This window comes from Methylomonas rivi, assembly GCF_024505165.1.
In the GTDB taxonomy this organism is placed as follows: domain Bacteria; phylum Pseudomonadota; class Gammaproteobacteria; order Methylococcales; family Methylomonadaceae; genus Methylomonas; species Methylomonas rivi.
In genome coordinates this window covers 1-19,982 of record NZ_JANIBK010000062.1, presented here as the reverse complement: position 1 = coordinate 19,982, position 19,982 = coordinate 1, and the positions used below count along the sequence as shown (strand labels likewise).

Sequence of the window (19,982 nt, the reverse complement as noted above, 5' to 3'; positions counted from 1 at the left end):
GACTTGCAGACGGCTTAACGCTGGCGGAGATTGTTCCAGGAGCACCGCATACAGCGAAGGCAAGGCCAACAAGTGGGAAATATCATGTCGCTCGATCAAGGCCGCCAGCGCCACCGGGTCTTTGCTGCTGTCTTCATGGGGTAGGCATAAACAACCGCCTTGAGCCAGGGTCCAGAAGATGCCGGCCACCGAGCTGTCGAAAGCAAATGAGGACAGCAGCAGATAGGCTTTGACCGGTTCGGGATATTCGCTGAGCCGTGCCCAGGTGGAATGCACCGCGTTGCGGTGGTTCACCGCCACGCCTTTGGGTCGGCCGGTGGAACCGGAGGTATAGATCAGGTAGGCCAAATGCAAAGGATGCACGCTCACTGACGGGTTCGTGGCGGGATACCCGGCAATGGCCGGCCCGTCGCGGTCGAGACAGACAACACCGCCTCTCGTCGTCTTCAAGTCCATCGGGTCCGCATCGCCTACCTGATCCGCTGCAAGTTCGGCATTGAGTGCTTCCCTGGTCAACAACAACTTGACGCCGGCATCGGCGAAGATCAACGCCCGCCGTTCCGCGGGATAGTTGGGATCGAGCGGCACATAAGCGCCGCCGGCCTTCAAGATACCCAGCAAACCGATCACCATCTCCAGCGAGCGTTCCAGACAAATGCCGACCAATACGTCAGGGCCGACACCCCGTTCGATCAGGTAATGCGCCAGTTGGTTGGCTTTGGCGTTCAGTTCGGCGTAGGTGAGTTGATTATCCTCGAAGCTGAGTGCAATGGCGTCCGGGGTTTTCTCGACTTGCGCTTCGAACAGCTGGTGAATGCAGCGGTCTTGCGGGTATTCGACTCCGGTCGCGTTCCAGTTAACTAGGATTTGCCGGTGCTGATCCGCTGTGAGAGTCGGTAGGTTACCCAGTTTGGTTTGCGGCTGCTCGCTAAAGCAGGTCAGCAGTTGCTGTAAATGCGTCAACATCTCAACTACCGTATCCGGCGTGAAACGGTGGCTGTCGTGGTTTATCTCCAGCTGTAACCGCTCGCCGGGGAATACCGTCAGCGTCAGCGGATAGTTGGTCGGATCAATGGCTGTCACCTCGTCGATCTTGAGCGGGCCGCCAATGTCCAGCAACGCTTGGTCTATCGGGTAGTTTTCGAATACCAGCAGACTGTCGAACGAGGTTTGGCCGCGGCCGATGTCCGACCAGGCTTGGATTTGCGCCAGCGGGGCATATTCGTAGCGGCGCAATTCCCGGTTTTGTTCGAACAGGTTTTGCAGCCAGCCGCCTATGTTAGTTTGCGGGTTAAGCTGGACCCGCATCGGCAAGGTGTTGATAAACAGGCCGATTTGGTTTTCGATGCCTAGCAGCTCCGCCGGCCGGCCGGAGACGGTGATACCGAAGACGACGTCAGGGTTGCCGCTGTAGTGACTCAGCAACAATCCCCAGGCGGCTTGCGCCAGCGTGTTGAGAGTCAGCTGCCGGCGTTTGGTGAACTGTTGCAGGCCTAGGGTTTCTTCTTTCGTTAACTGCAAGCTGTGTTTTTGGCTTGCGCCTACAGTGCTTTTGTCACCCGGCGCGCGGTCGGCGCCCAGTATCGTCGCGGCTTCGAAGCCGGCCAGCGCCTGCCGCCAGTAGCATTCTGCGGCAGCCATGTCTTGGCGTTGCAGCCAGGCAATGTAGTCGCGGTAGGGGTTGACAGCAGGTAAGTTGGGGAGCTCATTGCGCTGCAACGCGTGATAAGTGTTAAAGACTTCCTGAATTAGCAACGGCATGCTCCAGCCGTCCAGCAGGACGTGGTGGTAACTCCACAGAAGGTAATGTAGGTCGTCTTTGGCGCATGCCAGATGTAAACGCATCAGTGGGGCTTTATCGAAATCGAAGCCCTGGGCTTGATCGGCTTGTTGCAGTTGTTGCCAACGCGGATGTCGTTCGGCGTCCGGCAGGTTACGCCAGTCGTGCTCAATGATCGGGAGCCGAGCTCTTTTGTCGACGAGTTGCAGCGGCTGTTCCAGGCCTTGGGTCAGGAAGCGGGTACGCAGAATGGCGTGGCGTTCCAGCAGCTGCCGCCAAGCTTGCTGGAAAACGGCGGCATCCAAGCGGCCCGTCAATCGGCAGGCCAGTTGGATGCGGTAGACGTTGGCGTTCGGTTCGTACAGGCTGTGGAATATCAGGCCGTGTTGCAACGGTGCCAATGGATATAGGTCGTCGATCTGCCGGGCCGGCAAGTTTAGGGCGTCCAGTTGGGCTGGCGACAGCGCCGCCAGCGGGAAGTCGGACGGCGTATAGCCGCCGGTGCCGGTTTGGCTGCAATGGCCGATCAAGGCTTGCAGGTGTTTTAGGTAGCGATTGGCCAGCGTTTCCAGGGTGTCGCGGCGATAGCGTTCGCGGCTGTAGCGCCAGCTGAGTTGCAGGCAGCTGTTCAGAATGCTGCCGATCACCTCCAGTTCGTGACTGCGTTTTCCCGTCGGATCACGACTAAGACCGGTGGTTTCGGTGCAGAGAATGAACAGCGGCTCTTGGCCCGGTGCGGTGTCTAGTTGTCCCAGGTAGTTGAATAGTATCCGGGCCGGCGGTTGGTCGGCCAGGGCTTGGCGGATTCGGGCGTCCGCCGACAGGTAGCGCAGCAGGCCGTAGCCGATGCCGTGCTCCGGTACCGCGCGGATTTGTTCTTTGACAGCTTTCAAGGCCTGCGCCAAATCATCGCCTTCAGGTAACGCCAACAGCAATGGATAGACATTGCTGAACCAGCCGACGGTGCGGGTGATATCCAGATCGTCGGCCAAGTGCTCGCGGCCGTGGCTTTCGCGGTCGATCAGCAGCAGAGTTTCGGTTGCGGCCGGATGCGCTAAAGCGTTGTCCGCCAGCCAGTCGCGCAAGGTCAGCGCCAATGCAGTCAACAACAGATCGTCGATTTGGGTGCGGTAAGCCGCCGGTACCTCTTGCAGCAAGCGCTGAGTTTGCTCGGCGTTTAGTGTCACGGTAATTTCGTCTTCCAGGCCGGCTTGGTTAGCGCCGTGCGGGTAATCGACCGGTAAGGTTGCTGCTTGAGCCCGCTGAGTCGCGAGCCAATAGTCCGGATTCACGTTTAGCGCGCCGTTCCGGGTAAGCTGACTCAAGCGTTCGGACCAGTATTTAAACGACGTGGTCTTAGCCGGCAGCGGCCGGTTTTGACCGGTTGGGTCTGGTCGGCACAGCGTTTCCAGATCCTCAAGCAAGATGCGCCAAGAGACACCGTCCACCACCAAATGGTGGATGGTCATGAGAATACGATGATCTCCCTTTCCCAAGTCGAACCACGCGGCACGTAACAGGGGCCCTTGGCTTAAATTAAGCGCTGCTTGACGTGCCGTGGCTTCCGTTCGTAAACGTTCGAGTTGTTGTTCGCCTATAACGGCGGCTAGGTCGATATACTCGAAAACAGTTTCCGTCTCTTCTGCAAGATTGGTTTGCCGCCATAGACCATCGTCTTCGCCAAAGCGCATCCGCAAGGCGTCGTGTTGAACTAATAATTTGCGTACCGCAGCCGCGAACGCCGCCGGAGTCAGCTCGGGTTTGACGTTGAGCATCAAAGCTTGATTCCAGTGGTGCGGGTTGTTTAAGCCTTGTTCGAAGAACCAATGCTGGATCGGCGTCAACGTGACATGGCCCGTGACCGGACCTTGTTCGGCCACGGCACGGCTGACCGTTTCGGCGACAAGCGCCAGTTCGGCAATCGTTGGGCGTTCGAACAGTTGCTTGGGGCTGATGACGATACCCGCTTGGCGGGCGCGGCTGACGACCTGGATGCTGAGGATGGAATCGCCGCCCAGTTCGAAAAAGTTGTCGTGCCGGCCGATGCGATCGATAGCCAACAGTTGTTGCCAGATTTCGACCAGGGTTTGCTCGGCTTCGTTGCGCGGAGCCATGTATTGATTGCTGTATTGCTCGCCCCAATCCGGCGCCGGCAGGCGCTGCCTGTCCATCTTACCGTTGGCGGACAGCGGCATGGCATCCAGTACCACGAAGGCGCCGGGTACCATGTAGTCTGGTAAAGCCTGTTTCAGATGGCCTTTCAGTTGGTTGACCGCCTCGTCGTGTTGATCAACGGCGGATTCACAGAGCACCAGATAAGCCACCAGTTTCTTATCGCCCGGTTGGTCTTCCCGCGCCAGGACCACGGCTTCCTTGACCTTATCATGAGCCAGCAGCCGTGTTTCGATTTCACCCAGCTCGATCCTGAAGCCTCGAATTTTGACTTGGTGATCGAGGCGTCCCAAAAATTCAATAGCGCCGTCGGGCCGATAGCGTGCCAAGTCTCCGGTTTTGTACAAACGGCCGCCGTCGGCCTGGAAAGGATCGGGGATAAATCGTTCTGCGGTCAACTCGGCCCGTTGCAGGTAACCGCGCACCACGCCGGCGCCGCCGATATACAATTCACCGGCCACGCCGATTGGCAATGGATTAAGGTGTCGATCCAGAATATAAAGACGGACATTGGCAATTGGCCGGCCGATCGATAACGGTTTATCCAAGTCATCCAAACCGGCGGGGTAAACGCTGCTCCAGACCGTACCCTCGGTTGGCCCGTACTCGTTGTAAAGTTTAACGGTAGGCAGGACCTCAAAATGGCGCCGGACTACATCGGTGGCACAGGCTTCGCCGGCAACGATCGCGGCTTTCAGGCTGGACAAAGGCGTGACCGGTTGCTCCAGCAACAGGCGGTACAACGAGGGTAGAGCCAACAGATGCGAGACGCGATGGCGTTCGATCAAGGTCGCCAGCTCGGCTGGATCCTTGCCGGCGTCGTCGCGAGGCAAGCACAGGCAGCCGCCTTGGCTCAAGGTCCAGAAAATGCCGGCCACCGAGCTGTCGAAGGCGAATGATGACAGCAGCAGATAAGCCTCGACCGGATCGGGGTAAGCTTGGAAGCGAGCCAGGGTCGAATGAACCGCGTTGCCGTGACAGACTGCCACACCTTTCGGGCGACCGGTCGAGCCGGAGGTATAGATCAGATAGGCCAGATGCAAGGGATGCATGCTCATCGTCGGGGTCGTTGCCGGATACGCGGCAATGGCCGGCCCGTCACGGTCTAGGTAGACGACTCTGCCTCGCGCCGTCATCAAGTCCGCAGGGTACGTATCGCGTACCTTGGTGCTGGAATCGGGGTTTGGCGTGGACAAGGTACGCGATGCGTACCCTACGGTTTGTTGGTCTTCCGCATTCTCCGCAAGTTCGGCGTCCAGCGCTTCGCGGGTTAGCAATAGCTTGACGCCGGCATCGGCCAATATCAACGCCCGCCGTTCCGCTGGATAGTTGGGGTCGAGTGGCACATAGACCCCGCCGGCCTTCAAGATGCCCAGCAAGCCGATCACCATGTCCAGCGAGCGTTCCAGGCAGATGCCGACCAGTATGTCCGGACCCACGCCCCGCTCGATCAAATAATGCGCCAATTGGTTGGCTTTCGCATTCAGTGCGGCGTAAGTCAGGCTTTGCTCTTCGAAGATTAGCGCAATAGCATCGGGGGTTTTCTCGGTTTGGGTTTCGAACAACCGTTGTAGGGTAGGAATGTCTGGATGATTGAATGCCGTGGAATTCCATGCCATCTGCTGTCTGCGCTCCGGTACGGTTAATAACGGCAGTTCGCTCAAAAGGCAGTCCGGATCGGCCAATACGCCATGCAGTAAGCATTGAAAATGCGCCAGTAACCGAAGTACGGTCTTGCGCTGCAATACATCTCGGCGATAACGGAATGTTACAGCTAGCCCATCGCCTGTTTCCGCGGCAAGCATGGCTAGATCGAATTCCTCGGCTGTATCCGGCAAACTGAGAGTGCTTCTTGCATCGCATCCGGCCCATTGCAAATTTATACCGACATTGCCAATCGCCAATGCGGCGGCGGCCGGGTCGGAACCGTCCTGAAATACAAAGAAAACACGGTAGAGTTCGAGAGTGCCTTGTTTCCGCCCTATGCATAAATTTTCGATAACGCGCGTTTGCGGATAATGCTGATGCTCCAATGCACCAAGTACCACGGTATTGACGGCGCTTAGGTAATCGCGGAACCTTAAGTCGCCGCCCGGCTTGCTCCGCAACGCAACGGGATTTACGAAGTAGCCCACCAGATCGGCAAATCGGCTTAACGGGCGGCCGAGGGTTGGCGTTCCGACAATCAGATCCTGTTGAGCGCAGTATCGATACAGCAGGGTCTTGAACACGGTCAATAGCAGCGTATACAAGGTAAAGCAGTGTCCGTCCGCCAGATTTTTCAGCCGGATCAACGTGTCCGATGCTATCGATAGTTTTTCCGCGCCGCCGGAACCGTCGCAAACCGGTTCGGCAGTTGAATAAGAAGGCAGTTCCAGTCTAGGTAATTCTCCGGCTAATTGGTCTTGCCAGTATCGGCAATCCCCCTCGGCCGCTTCGCTATTCAGATAGTTCCGTTGCCAGGCGACGAATTCGGCATAGCCGGCTTGCGGCGGCGGTAGTTTGGCTGGTGTGCCGTTTAGGTATTCCGCATACAAGGTCTGTAATTCTGCGAGTAGCACTCGCAAGGACCGGAAATCGACGATCAGGTGATGGGCGCAAAATGCCAGGATATGATCGTCATCTTTGCAGCTGAAGATGCCGCATCGTAGCAGCGGTCCGCGTTGCAGATCGAAGGGTTTATCGACGAAAACCCGCAGGTTCTCCCTGCGTTGGGCCTCGTCGCTGCAGTCGGTCCGCTCCGGCGATAGCGCTACTCGATCCAGCGGCAAGCAAAGCGGACGATTATCGGCCCCCAGGTCAAAGCCGCAGCGCAACTGCGCATGGCGCCGGCATAATTCCGCCAAGGCGCGGCTCAGGGCGTCGAGGTTTAGTTCGCCGCGTATCCGTAAAGCGGCCGGCATGTGGTAAAGCCCGGCGCCGCCGTCTATTTTTGCCCGCGTCCATAATGCCTGTTGGTTGTACGACATGCTCGTATCCGCAACCTCGCCGACGCTCTCGCACCCGGAGGGCGGTTCGGCGGCGCTGCCAGCCAAGTTCAATGCCGTTAATGCGGTATCGAACAGGGTGGCGTTGCCGAGCAAGCTGGTAATCGGTATATCCACCGCCAATAATTCGTCGATGAAATATTTCATTTCCACGGCTTTTAGCGAGTCCAGGCCCAGGCTGGTCAGGGGCTGATTGGGTTCGATAGTGTCTTGGGTCAGGCCGGATAACTCGGCTGCTTTGAGAGTAAGCCGTTCCGCCAATAGTTCGGCGGCAACAGTTGACGGCATGGATAATAGGGCTTGGCGCAATAAGTGCCGCTCGTTCGCGTCCTTGCCGATGTTCGCCGCCATTGGGGGCGCGGTACCCGCCGTAGGCAAGCCGTCGGCGGCGACGTATTCGAAGCCCCGGTCTAAAAAGCGCTCCCGGCAAGCAGCGCGGCGCAGTTTGCCGCTGCTGGTCTTTAAAACGGCGCCGGGTTTTAGCAGCAGGATACGGTCAGCATGAATGCCGCATTCTTCGGTCAAGCGGGCGCGCATGGCGGCGAATTCGCCGCGGTAATCGGCTTGTCTAATTCGATTACGCTTTAATTCGGCCAAGATGATCAGTTTTTCGCCATCGCCGTCAATGGAAAACGCCACTGTCGAGGCCGGGTTCAGCGCATCGGTTGCCGATTCGATGGCGTATTCCAGGTCATGCGGGTAGTAATTACGGCCGCGGATAATGATCAGGTCTTTTAGCCGACCGGAAACAAATAATTCGCCATCGTTGATAAAGCCTAAATCGCCGGTACGCAACCAGCGTTGGCCGCCGGGGCTTTTAACAAAGATTTCGCTATTGACGGTGGGGTTATGCCAATATCCCTGCGCAATACAGGGTCCGCCGAGCCAAATTTCACCGATTTCGCCGTTCGCGCAAACTGCATGGCTTTCGGGATCGATAATGCATAACGCCTGCTCGAAATCGCCGTCGACAGTGCCGCAACTTACCAAGCTTCTGGCATTCGGATCGCAGTCGTCGACAGCTAGGCTTGCGCCTTGCGCCAGCGCTGCTTTATCGAACGCGGCCACCTTGGGGAGGGTTTGTTTGGTTCCGCCGGTTGCCAATAAGGTGGCTTCGGCCAGTCCGTAACATGGATAGAACGAACGCCGGCGAAAGCCCAGGCCGGCGAACGCTTCGCTAAAGCGTTGCAAGGTACAGGGATTGATAGGTTCCGCGCCGTTGAACGCCAGTTGCCAACCGCTCAGATCGATCCCGGCCAACGCGTCGCGATCGATTTTTTGCACGCAGAGTTCATAAGCAAAATTGGGGCCGCCGCTGGTATGCGCCCGGTAATCGCTGATAGCCTGCAGCCAGCGTAACGGCTTTTCCAAAAATGCCATCGGCGACATCAGGATCGCGCCGGCGCCGCAATACAAAGGTTGCATGACGTTGCCTATCAGCCCCATGTCGTGATAAAGCGGCAGCCAGCCGACCACCGTCGACCGTTCGTCGTGACCGAAGCGTTGCTTGATCAGCCGTTGATTGGCCATCAAGTTGCCGTGGCTGATCATCACCCCCTTGGCTTCGCCGGTGGAGCCCGAGGTGTATTGCAGAAAGGCCAAGTCCGTTTCCTGTAGGTTCGGCGCCTGCCATAAGCCGGCGCTTACGGGTTCGCCGCCATCGGTCTGCAACCAGCTTTTAACCGGCCAATTTTCCTTGGCGCCGGCAAATGGGCGAATATTGTTTGCAATTTGCCCGGTAGTCAGAACGATTTTTGCCTTGCTGTCGTTCAGGATGGCCAGCAACCTGGGCATGTGCCGATTGTTGCTGGGAGGGTAGGCGGGCACGGCAATGGTGCCCGCATACAGGCAAGCAAAAAACGCCACGATGTAATCCAGTCCGGGCGGATATAGCAAGAGCGCCGGTTCGTTCCGCATGCCCAATTGCTGTAACTGCGCGGCCAACTGTTTTGCATTGCGATTGAGCTCGGCGTAAGTCAGCGACTGCGGGCCGGACGCCCCAAAATCCAAAAAGGTATATGCGGTGCGGTGCGGATGGCATGCCGCGCGGCATTGCAGCACATCCGCCAAGGATACCGCGCTGCCCCGCAATAGCGGGTCGGCTGCGGAACTGTCTGAATGGTGTTGTTCGTTTAACACGTAGCCTCCGTCCTTTTTGAAATCGATGCTGCTTGTTGATTCGTTAGAAATCTTGAGCCAATGTAAATCGAGCATGCCGGAGTTTGGGCAGTTAGGCGCTTCGGCATCTCCAGGCAAGGCGGTTAAGGGCGCGAACCCAATAACGACTCAAGCGGCTGAATTACAAAGAAGACGATTGGCCGGGCCGATTTCCCCACGGACTTATTGACGCAGTATCCGTTTGAAACGTTAGGTGTATATTGCCCGGGTTTCCATGCTCCGGCTTGGGGACCCGGTTAGCGAAGCTCCAGCTTCGGGAGTCGGGAAGCTGGAGTTTCCAAGGCCGCATTCCCAAGCCGGAGCTTGGGAATGAACGTAAACTGCGGCTGTTTCATGGGACGGGGCGGTGTGATGGCGGCGTCATGAGCGTTGTTGTAAAAAAACTGTCATCAAGCCGGCGTATTATGGCAGCGATTTAGGCGATGCTTCCGCCTGACGACCGTGACCGACTTTGAGAAAATGCACATGACCGAAAACGTTCCCAATATCCCGACGCTGACGATAGGCGATAAAACCCATCCTATCGATAGTCTCAGCGATGCCGCTAAAGTCCAAATCGCCAATTTGCAAATCGTCGACGCGGAAATTCAGCGCCTGCAACAACAGCTCGGCATCGCCCAAGTCGCCAGGGCCAGCTTTGTCGCTACCTTGCAGGCGGAAGTCGCCAAATTGGGCTAATGCATTCTGTGCCAACCGCCGCCGGATCGGTTCCCCGCCATGTACAAAGAGTCGCTTAATACCACACTATCGCTGGCGCAAAACCATTATTGCCCGCTAAACCCGATAACACTTAGCGATGGCAATGCCGGTAAGGTCCGAACCCTGCTCCGTTACGTCGAGCCGGTTTTTTCGCACGAGAATTGCCTGAATGTGCTGAACCGTTTCATCGGCAACGAACAATTGCAATCGATTTCGGTGATCGACATAAACCGCCGGGCGGTAGGCATTATCGACAGAGGCAAGATCAGCGATATTTTTTTGAAACCGTTCTCAAGAGATTTGCTGGGAAAAAAGCAGATCGGCGAGCTGATGGATGTCGACCCGGTAGTCGTCGATATTAACGCCAGTATCGACGATGTGGCGCAAATTATCATCGATTCGGGCATGCGGCATATGGTCAGCGGCTTTATCATCCATGAAAACGGTTTTTACGCCGGCATGGCCACCGGGCTTTCGCTGCTGGAGGAAATCACCCACCGCAAACAGCAGGAATTATTTGCGCTGGCCCACCACGACCAGCTGACCGGTTTACCCAATCGGCTGTTGTTTAAAGACCGCCTGTTGCAGGCCTGCCAGAACGCCGATCGCAACAACAATATGCTGGCCTTGGTGTTTGTCGATATCGATAGGTTTAAATTCATCAACGATTCCATGGGGCACAGCACCGGCGACCGGCTGTTACAGTTTATCGCGGAACGGCTGGCGAAAAATATCCGCCAAAGCGATACCGTGGCCCGGCTGGGCGGCGACGAATTCGTGCTGATTCTGCAGAATTTGACCGGCGAAAACGGCGTCTTGCCGATTGTGTCCAATATCGTCGAGCAATTGCGCCAGCCGGTGCCGATTTACGAGCATACCTTGCAAGTAACCGCCAGCATGGGCATAGCGCTGTATCCCTTGCACGGAAACACGGCGGACGACTTGGTTCATAAAGCCGACATTGCCATGTACGAGGTCAAGCAGCGCGGCCGAAACAGCTGCCTGATGTTTGCGGAGGGCATGGAATACAAAACCAAGCAGCGGGTTTCCCTGGAAACCCATTTGCGCAGCGCCTTGCGGCTAAAACAGCTATCCCTTTGTTATCAGCCGCAAATCGACTTGAAACAAGGCTGTATCAGCGGGGTTGAAGCATTATTGCGTTGGCGGCATCCGGAATTGGGCAATATCTCGCCGGCCACCTTTATCCCCATCGCCGAAGAAACCGGCTTGATTATCCAAATCGGAGAGTGGGTGTTGAGAGAGGCTATATCGCAACATATCGACTGGTTGGCGCAGGGTTTACCGCCTTTGCGCATAGCGGTGAATATTTCCGCCGTGCAATTTCAACATGACGGCTTTTTAGCCATGATAAAGCGGCTTATAGCCGAATACGCTATCGATTCGGGTTTTCTGGAGCTGGAGTTGACCGAAGGCGTGGTGATGAAGCACGCCGAAAAAGCCGTTAAAACCTTAACGGAACTCAGGGAGCTGGGGCTAAAGCTGGCAATAGACGATTTCGGCACCGGCTATTCAAGCCTGAATTATTTGCGCAAATTCCCCATAGACAGAATCAAAATCGACCAGTCTTTTGTCAGAGGCATCGAAAATACGCCTGCCAACGAAGCAATCGTCAAGGCAATTATTGCCTTGGGCGAAAGCCTGGGCTTGGAAACCTTGGCTGAGGGTGTTGAAAATATCGAAGAACTGGATTGCATCGTTGCCCATAATTGTATCGAGGCGCAGGGTTACCATTTCGCCAAGGCTTTAACGGCCGGCGATTTGGTGGCTTGGTTTCGGAGTAACCCGGACATGCATAAGATAGGATCATAAATCACTGTCCGGCATGAGGAGGGGGCGAACCACACGATAAATTACCCCTGTCGGCGGGCGCGGGCGAGCGGGATTTTACGCTTGGCGCCGGACGGTTGCCAAGTCCTCGGCCTGCCTGGGGCGGTCCGGCGGCGTATTACATGTCATAAACTCTTCGGCAAAACGTCACGCTGTCTTAACCGTTGCGCGTTTTAATAACCGTTAACCAGTTCACGGTACTGGCGGCTTAAATCCTGGTTGGGATGGCGGCCGCCTTTTTTCGGTTTCAACGTTGCAGAGGTAACCCGATCATGAGTTCTAACCCATCACACGGCTTCCAACGCTTGCTGTTGGCGGCCTCGCTCGGCATATGCGGCGCGGCCCAAGCCGCCACGCCGGTTTTCGTCAACGAACTGCATTACGACAATTCCGGCGGCGACTTAGGGGAGGAGATTGAAATCGCCGGTCCCGCCGGCACGGACCTCAACGGCTGGTCGCTGGTGCTGTATAACGGCAGCGCCACGCAACTCAATCGATACGATACGATTAATTTGGCCGGCGTGATTGCCGATCAATCGGGTGGCGGCTTCGGTGTTCTGAGTTTTCCCGCTCCCGGCTTGCAAAACGGCGCCCCCGACGGCGTGGCGTTAGTCGATGCAAGCAATACCGTGGTGCAGTTTTTAACTTACGAAGGCGGCTTTACGCCGATCGACGGCCCGGCGGCGGGGATGGCCGGCACCGATATCGGCGTGGCCGAAACCGCTTCCACACCGGTGGGCATGTCGCTGCAATTGCAAGGCAGCGGCAGCCGATATGAAGATTTTACTTGGGTCGGCGAATCGGCGGCTTCTTTCGGCAGTATCAATTCGACGCAAAGTTTTGCCGGCGGCAACGGCGGCGCTCAACCCCCCGTGTCGCAATGCGGGCAGCCGGCAACGCTAATCAGCGCTATTCAAGGCACCGGTGCAAGCAGCCCGCTCGGCGGCACGGTACAGCATGTGGAAGCGGTGGTTACCGCCAATTTCCAGGGTAGCGGCAATTTGAGCGGGCTTTTCCTGCAACAAGCGGAAGCCGATGCCGATCCGGCCACTTCCGAGGGCTTATTCGTGTTTTCCAATACGCCGGTCAATGTCGGCGACCGCGTCCATGTAGTGGGTACGGTGACCGAGTTTTTCGAGTTAACCGAGCTGAATAACCTTAGTTCGCTGGATGTGTGCGGCAGCGGCAACCCGTTGCCCGCGCCCGTTGAGGTGAGTTTGCCGTTCGCTCATGCCGGCGAACCGGAACGCTGGGAAGGCATGTTGGTCAGCTTGCCGCAAACCCTGACCGTTACCGAAAACTATAATCTGGCCCGCTACGGCGAGTTGCTGTTGTCGTCCGGCGGACGCTTGTTGACGCCCACCCAAATTGCCTTGCCGGGCCAAGCCGCCATTGCCGCGGCCGCCGATAATGCCTTGAATCAATTGCTGGTGGACGACGGTTCCAATATTCAGAATCCGGACCCGGTGATTTATCCGCAGCCCGGCGACCTGAGCGCCGCCAATACTTTACGCAGCGGCTACGGCGTAACCGGCGCGACCGGGGTGTTGTCTTACGGATTCGGCGCTTATCGGCTGGAGCCGACCCAAGTATTGAATTTCGCCGCCGATAACGCCAGACCGGCGGTTCCGGCCGTCGACGCGAGGGCGGCGTTGAAAGTCGCCAGCTTCAACGTATTGAATTTTTTCAACGGCGACGGCTTGGGCGGCGGTTTTCCAACGGCGCGCGGTGCCAACACCCAGCAGGAATTCGCCCGCCAGCGCGCCAAAATCGTCAAGGCCATTCATGAGCTGAATGCCGATGTGCTGGGCTTGATGGAAATCGAAAACGACGGTTATGCAGCGACCGGCGCCATTGCCGATCTGGTCAACGGTTTGAATCAACTGGCCGGAGTGGAGCGGTATGCGTTCGTCAATCCGGGCGTCAACAAAGTCGGCACCGACGAAATCACGGTGGGCCTGATTTACCAACCGGCCAAAGTGCAGCTGGTCGGTTCGGCGGCGATTCTGGATGCGGCGGTAGACCCGCGCTTTATCGACAACAAAAACCGCCCGGCCATTGCCCAGACTTTTCTGGATAAAACCTCGAACAAGATGCTGACCATCGCCGTCAATCACCTGAAATCCAAGGGTTCGGACTGTAATGACATAAACGATCCGGATACCGGAGACGGCCAGGGCAATTGCAACATCACCCGCACCTCGGCCGCTGAGGCTCTGGCGGATTGGTTGGCTAACGATCCCACCCAAACCGGTTCCCATAACGCGTTGATCATCGGCGACCTGAACGCCTATGCGCAGGAAGACCCGATCGCCGCCTTGAAAAACGCCGGCTACGTCAACCTGATCGAGCAGTCGGTGGGCAACCAAGCGGCTTATAGCTTTGTGTTCGACGGCGCTTCCGGCTATCTGGACCACGCCTTGGCGAATACCGAGTTGACGCCGCAGGTTAAAGCGGTCGGCGAATGGCATATCAATGCCGACGAACCGAGGGCGCTGGATTACAACACCGAGTTCAAATCCGCCGGACAAATAGCCGGTTTTTATGCGGCGGATGCCTACCGCTCGTCCGACCACGATCCGCTTCTGGTGCAAGTGTTCGTGGCCGGCGATTTGGACAGCGACGGCGACGCGGACAGCGCGGATGCTAGCCTGTTTCGGCAGCAATTGGGCAAATGCACCGGCGCGTCCGGCTTTAACGCCGAAGCCGATTACGATCATAGCGGTTGCGTGACCATGGGCGATTATCGGATTTGGTATGCGTACTACAAAGCCTATTCGGTTGCCGGCAATGCCAACTAAGCCGAGGCTTGTAGCCAACCGCCGTTTATAAAATTATTTAAGGAACGATTTGCATGAAACCTTTATTCAAGACTTTATTGCTGATGTTTGCCGGTCTTTCGAGCACGCTGGCCCATGCGGCGGTATCCGCGCCTGTATTTTCGTTAACCGCAAGCAGCGCCACCATTCAAGTGGGCGATCAATTCGATATCGAGGTATTGGTACAAGATGCCTTTATCAACGACCCCACGGACGAATTGTTGGGCTTCGGCTTCAACACTCAATTGAGCGGCATGGGCGCATTACAATTTTTGGGCAGTACCATCGATCCCTTGTTTGACGATGTCTCGGCGGACCTAAGCCTGGATGCGGCGGGTTTTGCGTTTCCGGGTTGGGATGCGAATGCTATCGGCGCGTCTTTCTCGCTGGCGACTTTGCACTTTCAAGCCTTGACGGCCGGGGATGTGTTGCTGGCGATCGGCAGCGATTTGGCGGACCTTAATCAAGGTTTGATCTTTTTCAACCAAGACAATTCGGCTATCGATGCCAGCTTGAATTTACAGGTTTCCGCCGTGCCGATTCCCACCGCGGCCTGGATATTTATGTCGGGCCTGATGGCGCTCGGCGCCGTTTCCCGCCGGCCTAAAGCCGTTTTTTAAGGGTAGGCAATGCGTACCCGACGAAGCTGATGCCGTAAGATGCAGTCGGTTTTTTTTTAAGGCCTGGAGCCTCGGGCCCGCCGGTACACTCCTCCCCGGCGGGCTTTTTTTTGCACGTTGGGAAAATTAGAAGAGTTATAAGTGAGTCCGGCTTTATTCGCTAAGCCTTTTCATCTCTAAGCGCCATGCCGAACATCGATGCTGTCTTTCATGAAAATCATGTATTGGGCAATGTGGCAGCAATGTTCGCCGCAGCCTTCCAATACTTTCATCATGCGCATCAGCGTCAGCGCCCGGCCGATGCGGCGCGCATCCTGGATGGCAAAATCGAACTGCTGTCGGATACCGTCGCGGAACTCGTTCTGGCAATCCCGCTCATTTTCAAGCAGGCTGTAGGCGGGTTGGACGTCGTTTTTCTCCAGGACCAGGATCAGCCTGTCCAGCATGCTTTTGACCAAATTGCCGAACTTGGAAATTTCCAGCAGCAGGGCGTGGTTAGGATTGCTGGTGTCCGGGCCGAACAGATAGGCCACCAGGCCGGCAAAATCGACAATGTCGTTGCCGATTTTTTCCAGCTCGACGGCTATCTTGGAGATGGACAGGATGGTGCGTAAATCGCTGGCCACCGGGTTGCGGCGGGCTAGAATGTTCAGCACTTCGCTATCGATGCAGACTTCATATTGATTGACCTGTGTATCGGCATCCATAACCTGTTGGGCTAATGCTTCATTACCCACATCCAAGGCCTGTAGGGCTTGTTCCATTTGCCGGGTGACCAATTGCGTCATTTCAATGACCAGTTTATGGGCATGATTGATTTCGTCGTCGAAACCGCGCACCAAGTGTTCAGTATTATTTGACATGCTTTGACTCTTCCGGAAAATGGCACAAACCCCTTGTTTATAACAGGTCAATGTTACGGTTATGTGTCAGTGGTCTGGCGATTTAAACCGATGTGTTGTTTAAGGAAACGCTATGCGAAGCCTGTTTAGCGGATGAGGGCTCATTAGGCGATTTCCCGCGAAAAATCCGGCGCCATTCGGGTACATTTATTCTTGGCAATCGCCTTGTTTGTTAAAAGCCGCCGAGTTAAATCAATTCATCCTGATTACGTTGCTCGTACCCGTGAAACTTAAAGCAACTGCGGCCTGCATGTTTGGCCTGATACATGGCCTTGTCGGCGTTTTTCATCAACGAAATGGTGTCATCGCCATGAGCGGGATAGGTTGCAATACCGATGCTGGATGAAATGCTGAGCAGGTTTTCTACAATCCTGAAGGGTTCGGAAAGGGCGTTCAAGATATTCTCGGCCAATAAGGCCAAATCGGTTTCATGCTCATAATTCGAGAGCAGCACCACGAATTCGTCGCCGCCCAGCCGCGCGACGGTGTCGGATTCGCGCTTTATGCAAGTCAATAGCCGGGAAGCAACCTCTTTCAATAATAGATCGCCTACATCATGCCCAAAGTTATCGTTTACCGGTTTGAATTTATCCAAATCGATGTACATCAACGCCAATTTGCTATTCATGCGTCTGGCTTGAGCCAGCGTTTGTTGTAAGCGGTCAGCCAGTAAAATACGGTTGGGCAGGTCCGTCAGCACATCATGGTGAGCGATGTGGCGCATTTGTTCCTCTATGGCTTTACGCGCTGTAATGTCTATCATAGTGCCCACATAATGCGTCACCTTGCCATCGTCTGTTTTGACAGCAGTGATGCTCTGCCATACCGGATAAATTTCGCCATCCTTGCGTCGGTTCCAGATCTCGCCCTGCCAACTACCGGTAGAATTGATGCTTTTCCACATCGCGCTATAAAAGATGGCATCGTGGACTTCGGATTTCAGTAGATTCATTTTGCGGCCGATGGCTTCTTCCGCCGTGTAGCCGGTTATCCGGGTAAACGAATGGTTAATTTTCAGGATGATGGTGTCGGCATCGGTGACGACCATGCCCTCCTGCGATTCAAAGGCAGTCGCCGCAATACGAATATCGGTCTCGACACGTTTGCGATCGCTAATATCGCGGGCGAAACCCAGCGTACCGAGAGGTTCGCCGCTTTTATCGATCACGGGCGCTACAAAAATTTCTGTCCAGCGATGCGCGCCAGAAGAGTCGATAAAGTCCTCCTCAAGCATTTTTACTTTTTTTGAAGCCAGCACTTCTTGGTCGTCTTCTCGATATTGCCGGGCTTTTTCAGGCGGATAAAGGTCGAAATCGGTTTTGCCCGCAATTGCCTCCGGCGTACTCCAGCCGATTTGTTCCACTAGCAGTTGATTGACCGCCAAAAACCGGCTTTGAGTATCCTTGAGCCAAACCAGGAACGGAATGTTATCGAGCAAAACCCGCAGATAGCTTTCTTTCTCGCTTAAGGCTTTTTCGACTTGCCGACGTTCGGCCATATATTGGGCAAACGGTATGGATGGGCCTTCCAATAAGTCGCATTCGGGCTTGCCCAGGGTGTAGCCTTGCGCCAATGTCACGCCGATTTCTCTTAATTTCAGTACCATGCTCGACGATTCGACATAGACGAAGATGGTTTTTTTGCCCAATTTGCCAACCATGTCCACCATCGATTTCAGCAACATTCGATCGTTTTCCTCGCCGATCGAATGTTGCATGAACTGTCCGTCGATTTTTACGTAGTCAATGGGGAACGTTTTGACGTAATTCGAGGAATAGGGCCCGGCACCGCTGATTTTCATCGCGGTTTTACAGCCCAAACCGCGCAGTTTATTGACCATCTGGAGGGTTCTTTCGAAATGTTCCGCCACTGCGGATTCGGCGACTTCGAACATCAAACGGCCGGCGTCGATCCAGGTCAATTCCAATTTATCCTGAATGATCCGCAGCAAATCCGGGTATTGAAACGCGCCGGCCGATAGTTTGATGGCCACCGAAACATAAGCCCGATGCGGCGGCAAGGCGGCCAATAAATCGATGGTGTTTTCAATCACCCACAGATCGATGGCATGAATCAGACCCATGCGTTCGGCCACCGGAATAAATATATTGGGGAGGATGATCTTGCCGTCGCTACGCAGTCTAACTAACGCTTCGTAATGCGAGATCGTGCCGTTATTCAGCTCGACAACCGGTTGAAAGACTAAAAATAACTGGTTTTTCCGCAAAGCCTCTTGAATGATGGGCGCCCATAAAATATCGTTTCGCCGTTCCGTGATAGTGGCGGACTGATCGCTATAAACACCGATTTTATCCCCGCCGCATCGCTTACCCAATACGCAGGCCTGGCGGGCATACAAAATAATTTTGCCGGGGTGTTCTGTCGACACGGCGTCATCCAGCGTCGATAGGCCTATCGATAGGGTGACGGTATGCTTCGCCTCATCGAGGCGGAACCTGTGATTCTCAACTGTATTTTTAAAGGTTTCCGCGTATTTTTGTGCCTGCGTCTTATTCTTATCCTCCAAAAACAGGCAGAACTCGTTGACGCCAACCCGGGCAAACAGGCTGTTGGCCGGCGCGAGCTTGCGCATCAAGACGGCAAGTTCCACCAATAAGCGATCCCCGACATCGAAGCCTTTCATTTCGTTTATCAGGCAAAAGCGGTCGACTTCAATAAACAGCAACGCGGCATTTTTGTGCAAATTACGACCGCGGTTTAAAGCGAGCTTGAGTCGACGTTCAAAGTTGCTACGGTTAAACAGTCCGGTCAGTTCATCATGGGCGACCAGATATTTAAGTTTGGCGTCGCTGACGTTTTTTGCCGACAGTTCGATAAGGAGTTGTTCTTTCTCGGCGTTGTGGCGTAAACGCTCCTGTCCGAGTTTCAATAAAAAATTAACCGCCAGCAGCAATTCTTGAGGGTTAATCGGCGAAACCAGCCTATGTGTTAAACAGTTGTCGCTAATAACCGGGTTTTTATTGCGATTGCCAAGCAATCCGTCGGCAGCCGTATCGCAGAGAATCAAAAAGGGGATTGCCTCGGCCGCTGTCGTACCGGCAAAACTTTGCTGTAAGTCCGCTAACTGGCAATGCGGAAGATGTTCGTTGATGACAATCAAGCCGATTTTTTCCGGTTGATCGTAAAATATTCTTAAAATCTCATAAATCTTTTCGCCGGTACCGGCTTGGCGAATGTCCGAAAGACCTTGAGTTTTTAACGTAGAAACGATTTGTCGACAGGAAGTGTCGTTATGTTCGGCAACAACGATGATTTTATCTTTAAGCGAATCCCTGGCTTTCATGCTGATTATTGTCAAAGGCCTTTTTAAGAATTTGAATTATAAAGTTAAAACCGCGAATTTGGCTTTTTAAATGTCAACGTTAAGCGGACAAAAATGACTCTGATTAGAAAGATGCTTAAGCAAAATCGCGGAAAACGTCATTTCGGCGGTGATTGCCGAAATCCAGGCGGTATGGATAGCTAGAAGCTTACCGTCCATGGTATTGAATGCCCGCATTCCCCCGTTCAAGAGGCCGTCGTAAAAGCCAAAATGTAGGTTGGGTTAGCGTAGCGTAACCCAACAAAATCAAAACGTTGGGCTTTTTGCATTCAGCCAGAGCTACCTTTTACGACAACCTCTTCAAGCCGGGGGCAGGCTCTGCGAGCATGACGGACTTTTAGGTTTAGCTTAATCATCTTTCTAATCAGGAAAATGAATGACTTATAACTCTGAAGCAATTCTCCCGGAGAAGCGGACTTATCGAATATGGTATAGAGGCTAAATGTAAATGCCGTGACAATCCGCCCAATATCGATCGCCATGCCGGCTTGTTATGCCCAGCTCGCAAAACTCGGTCAACTGTTGTCTGGACGGCGCATCGATTCGCTTATCAATATACTGGTCGACACGCCGACACGCCGACACGCCGACACGCCGACACGCCGACACGCCGACACGCCGACACGCCGACACG

The 19,982-nt window shown here is 55.0% G+C and carries 8 protein-coding genes; 4 read left to right on the top strand and 4 right to left on the bottom strand.

Going from position 1 to position 19,982, the window contains the following annotated elements:
* Positions 1-9,078: non-ribosomal peptide synthetase (locus tag NP596_RS12290; RefSeq protein WP_256615657.1), on the bottom strand; the 9,078-nt coding region annotated here is incomplete at its 3' end.
* A 504-nt stretch (positions 9,079-9,582) separates the two neighbouring features.
* Here NP596_RS12290 and NP596_RS12285 point away from each other — a divergent pair.
* The 4 genes from NP596_RS12285 (at position 9,583) to NP596_RS12270 (ending at position 15,103) form a co-directional block, all read left to right on the top strand.
* On the top strand, positions 9,583-9,795 hold the full coding sequence (locus NP596_RS12285; protein ID WP_256615656.1) for a DUF6447 family protein: 213 nt from the start codon (positions 9,583-9,585) through the stop codon (positions 9,793-9,795).
* Positions 9,796-9,834: 39 nt separating this feature from the next.
* Positions 9,835-11,646, top strand: coding sequence for a putative bifunctional diguanylate cyclase/phosphodiesterase (locus tag NP596_RS12280; RefSeq protein ID WP_256615655.1), 1,812 nt, complete (start codon positions 9,835-9,837; stop codon positions 11,644-11,646).
* A 290-nt stretch (positions 11,647-11,936) separates the two neighbouring features.
* Positions 11,937-14,465, top strand: coding sequence for an ExeM/NucH family extracellular endonuclease (locus NP596_RS12275; protein ID WP_256615654.1), 2,529 nt, complete (start codon positions 11,937-11,939; stop codon positions 14,463-14,465).
* A gap of 53 nt (positions 14,466-14,518) precedes the next feature.
* On the top strand, positions 14,519-15,103 hold the full coding sequence (locus NP596_RS12270; protein WP_256615653.1) for a hypothetical protein: 585 nt from the start codon (positions 14,519-14,521) through the stop codon (positions 15,101-15,103).
* Positions 15,104-15,279: 176 nt separating this feature from the next.
* On the opposite strand, the gene phoU is transcribed toward NP596_RS12270, so the two are convergent.
* From phoU to NP596_RS12255, 3 genes are all read right to left on the bottom strand, one after another.
* The gene (gene phoU / locus NP596_RS12265; RefSeq protein WP_256615652.1) at positions 15,280-15,966 is read right to left on the bottom strand and encodes a phosphate signaling complex protein PhoU; all 687 of its coding nucleotides are present in this window, start codon (positions 15,964-15,966) and stop codon (positions 15,280-15,282) included.
* Positions 15,967-16,192: 226 nt separating this feature from the next.
* The gene (locus tag NP596_RS12260; RefSeq protein ID WP_256615651.1) at positions 16,193-19,309 is read right to left on the bottom strand and encodes a diguanylate cyclase domain-containing protein; all 3,117 of its coding nucleotides are present in this window, start codon (positions 19,307-19,309) and stop codon (positions 16,193-16,195) included.
* A 477-nt stretch (positions 19,310-19,786) separates the two neighbouring features.
* The coding region (locus NP596_RS12255; protein WP_256615650.1) for a hypothetical protein at positions 19,787-19,982 on the bottom strand (196 nt) is incomplete at its 5' end.

What these genes read in the sequence shown, in the direction of transcription:
- NP596_RS12285 (WP_256615656.1), top strand. Translation starts at nt 9,583, where the DNA reads ATGACCGAAAACGTTCCCAATATCCCGACGCTGACGATAGGCGATAAA.
- NP596_RS12280 (WP_256615655.1), top strand. Translation starts at nt 9,835, where the DNA reads ATGTACAAAGAGTCGCTTAATACCACACTATCGCTGGCGCAAAACCAT.
- NP596_RS12275 (WP_256615654.1), top strand. Translation starts at nt 11,937, where the DNA reads ATGAGTTCTAACCCATCACACGGCTTCCAACGCTTGCTGTTGGCGGCC.
- NP596_RS12270 (WP_256615653.1), top strand. Translation starts at nt 14,519, where the DNA reads ATGAAACCTTTATTCAAGACTTTATTGCTGATGTTTGCCGGTCTTTCG.
- phoU (WP_256615652.1), bottom strand. Translation starts at nt 15,966, where the DNA reads ATGTCAAATAATACTGAACACTTGGTGCGCGGTTTCGACGACGAAATC.
- NP596_RS12260 (WP_256615651.1), bottom strand. Translation starts at nt 19,309, where the DNA reads ATGAAAGCCAGGGATTCGCTTAAAGATAAAATCATCGTTGTTGCCGAA.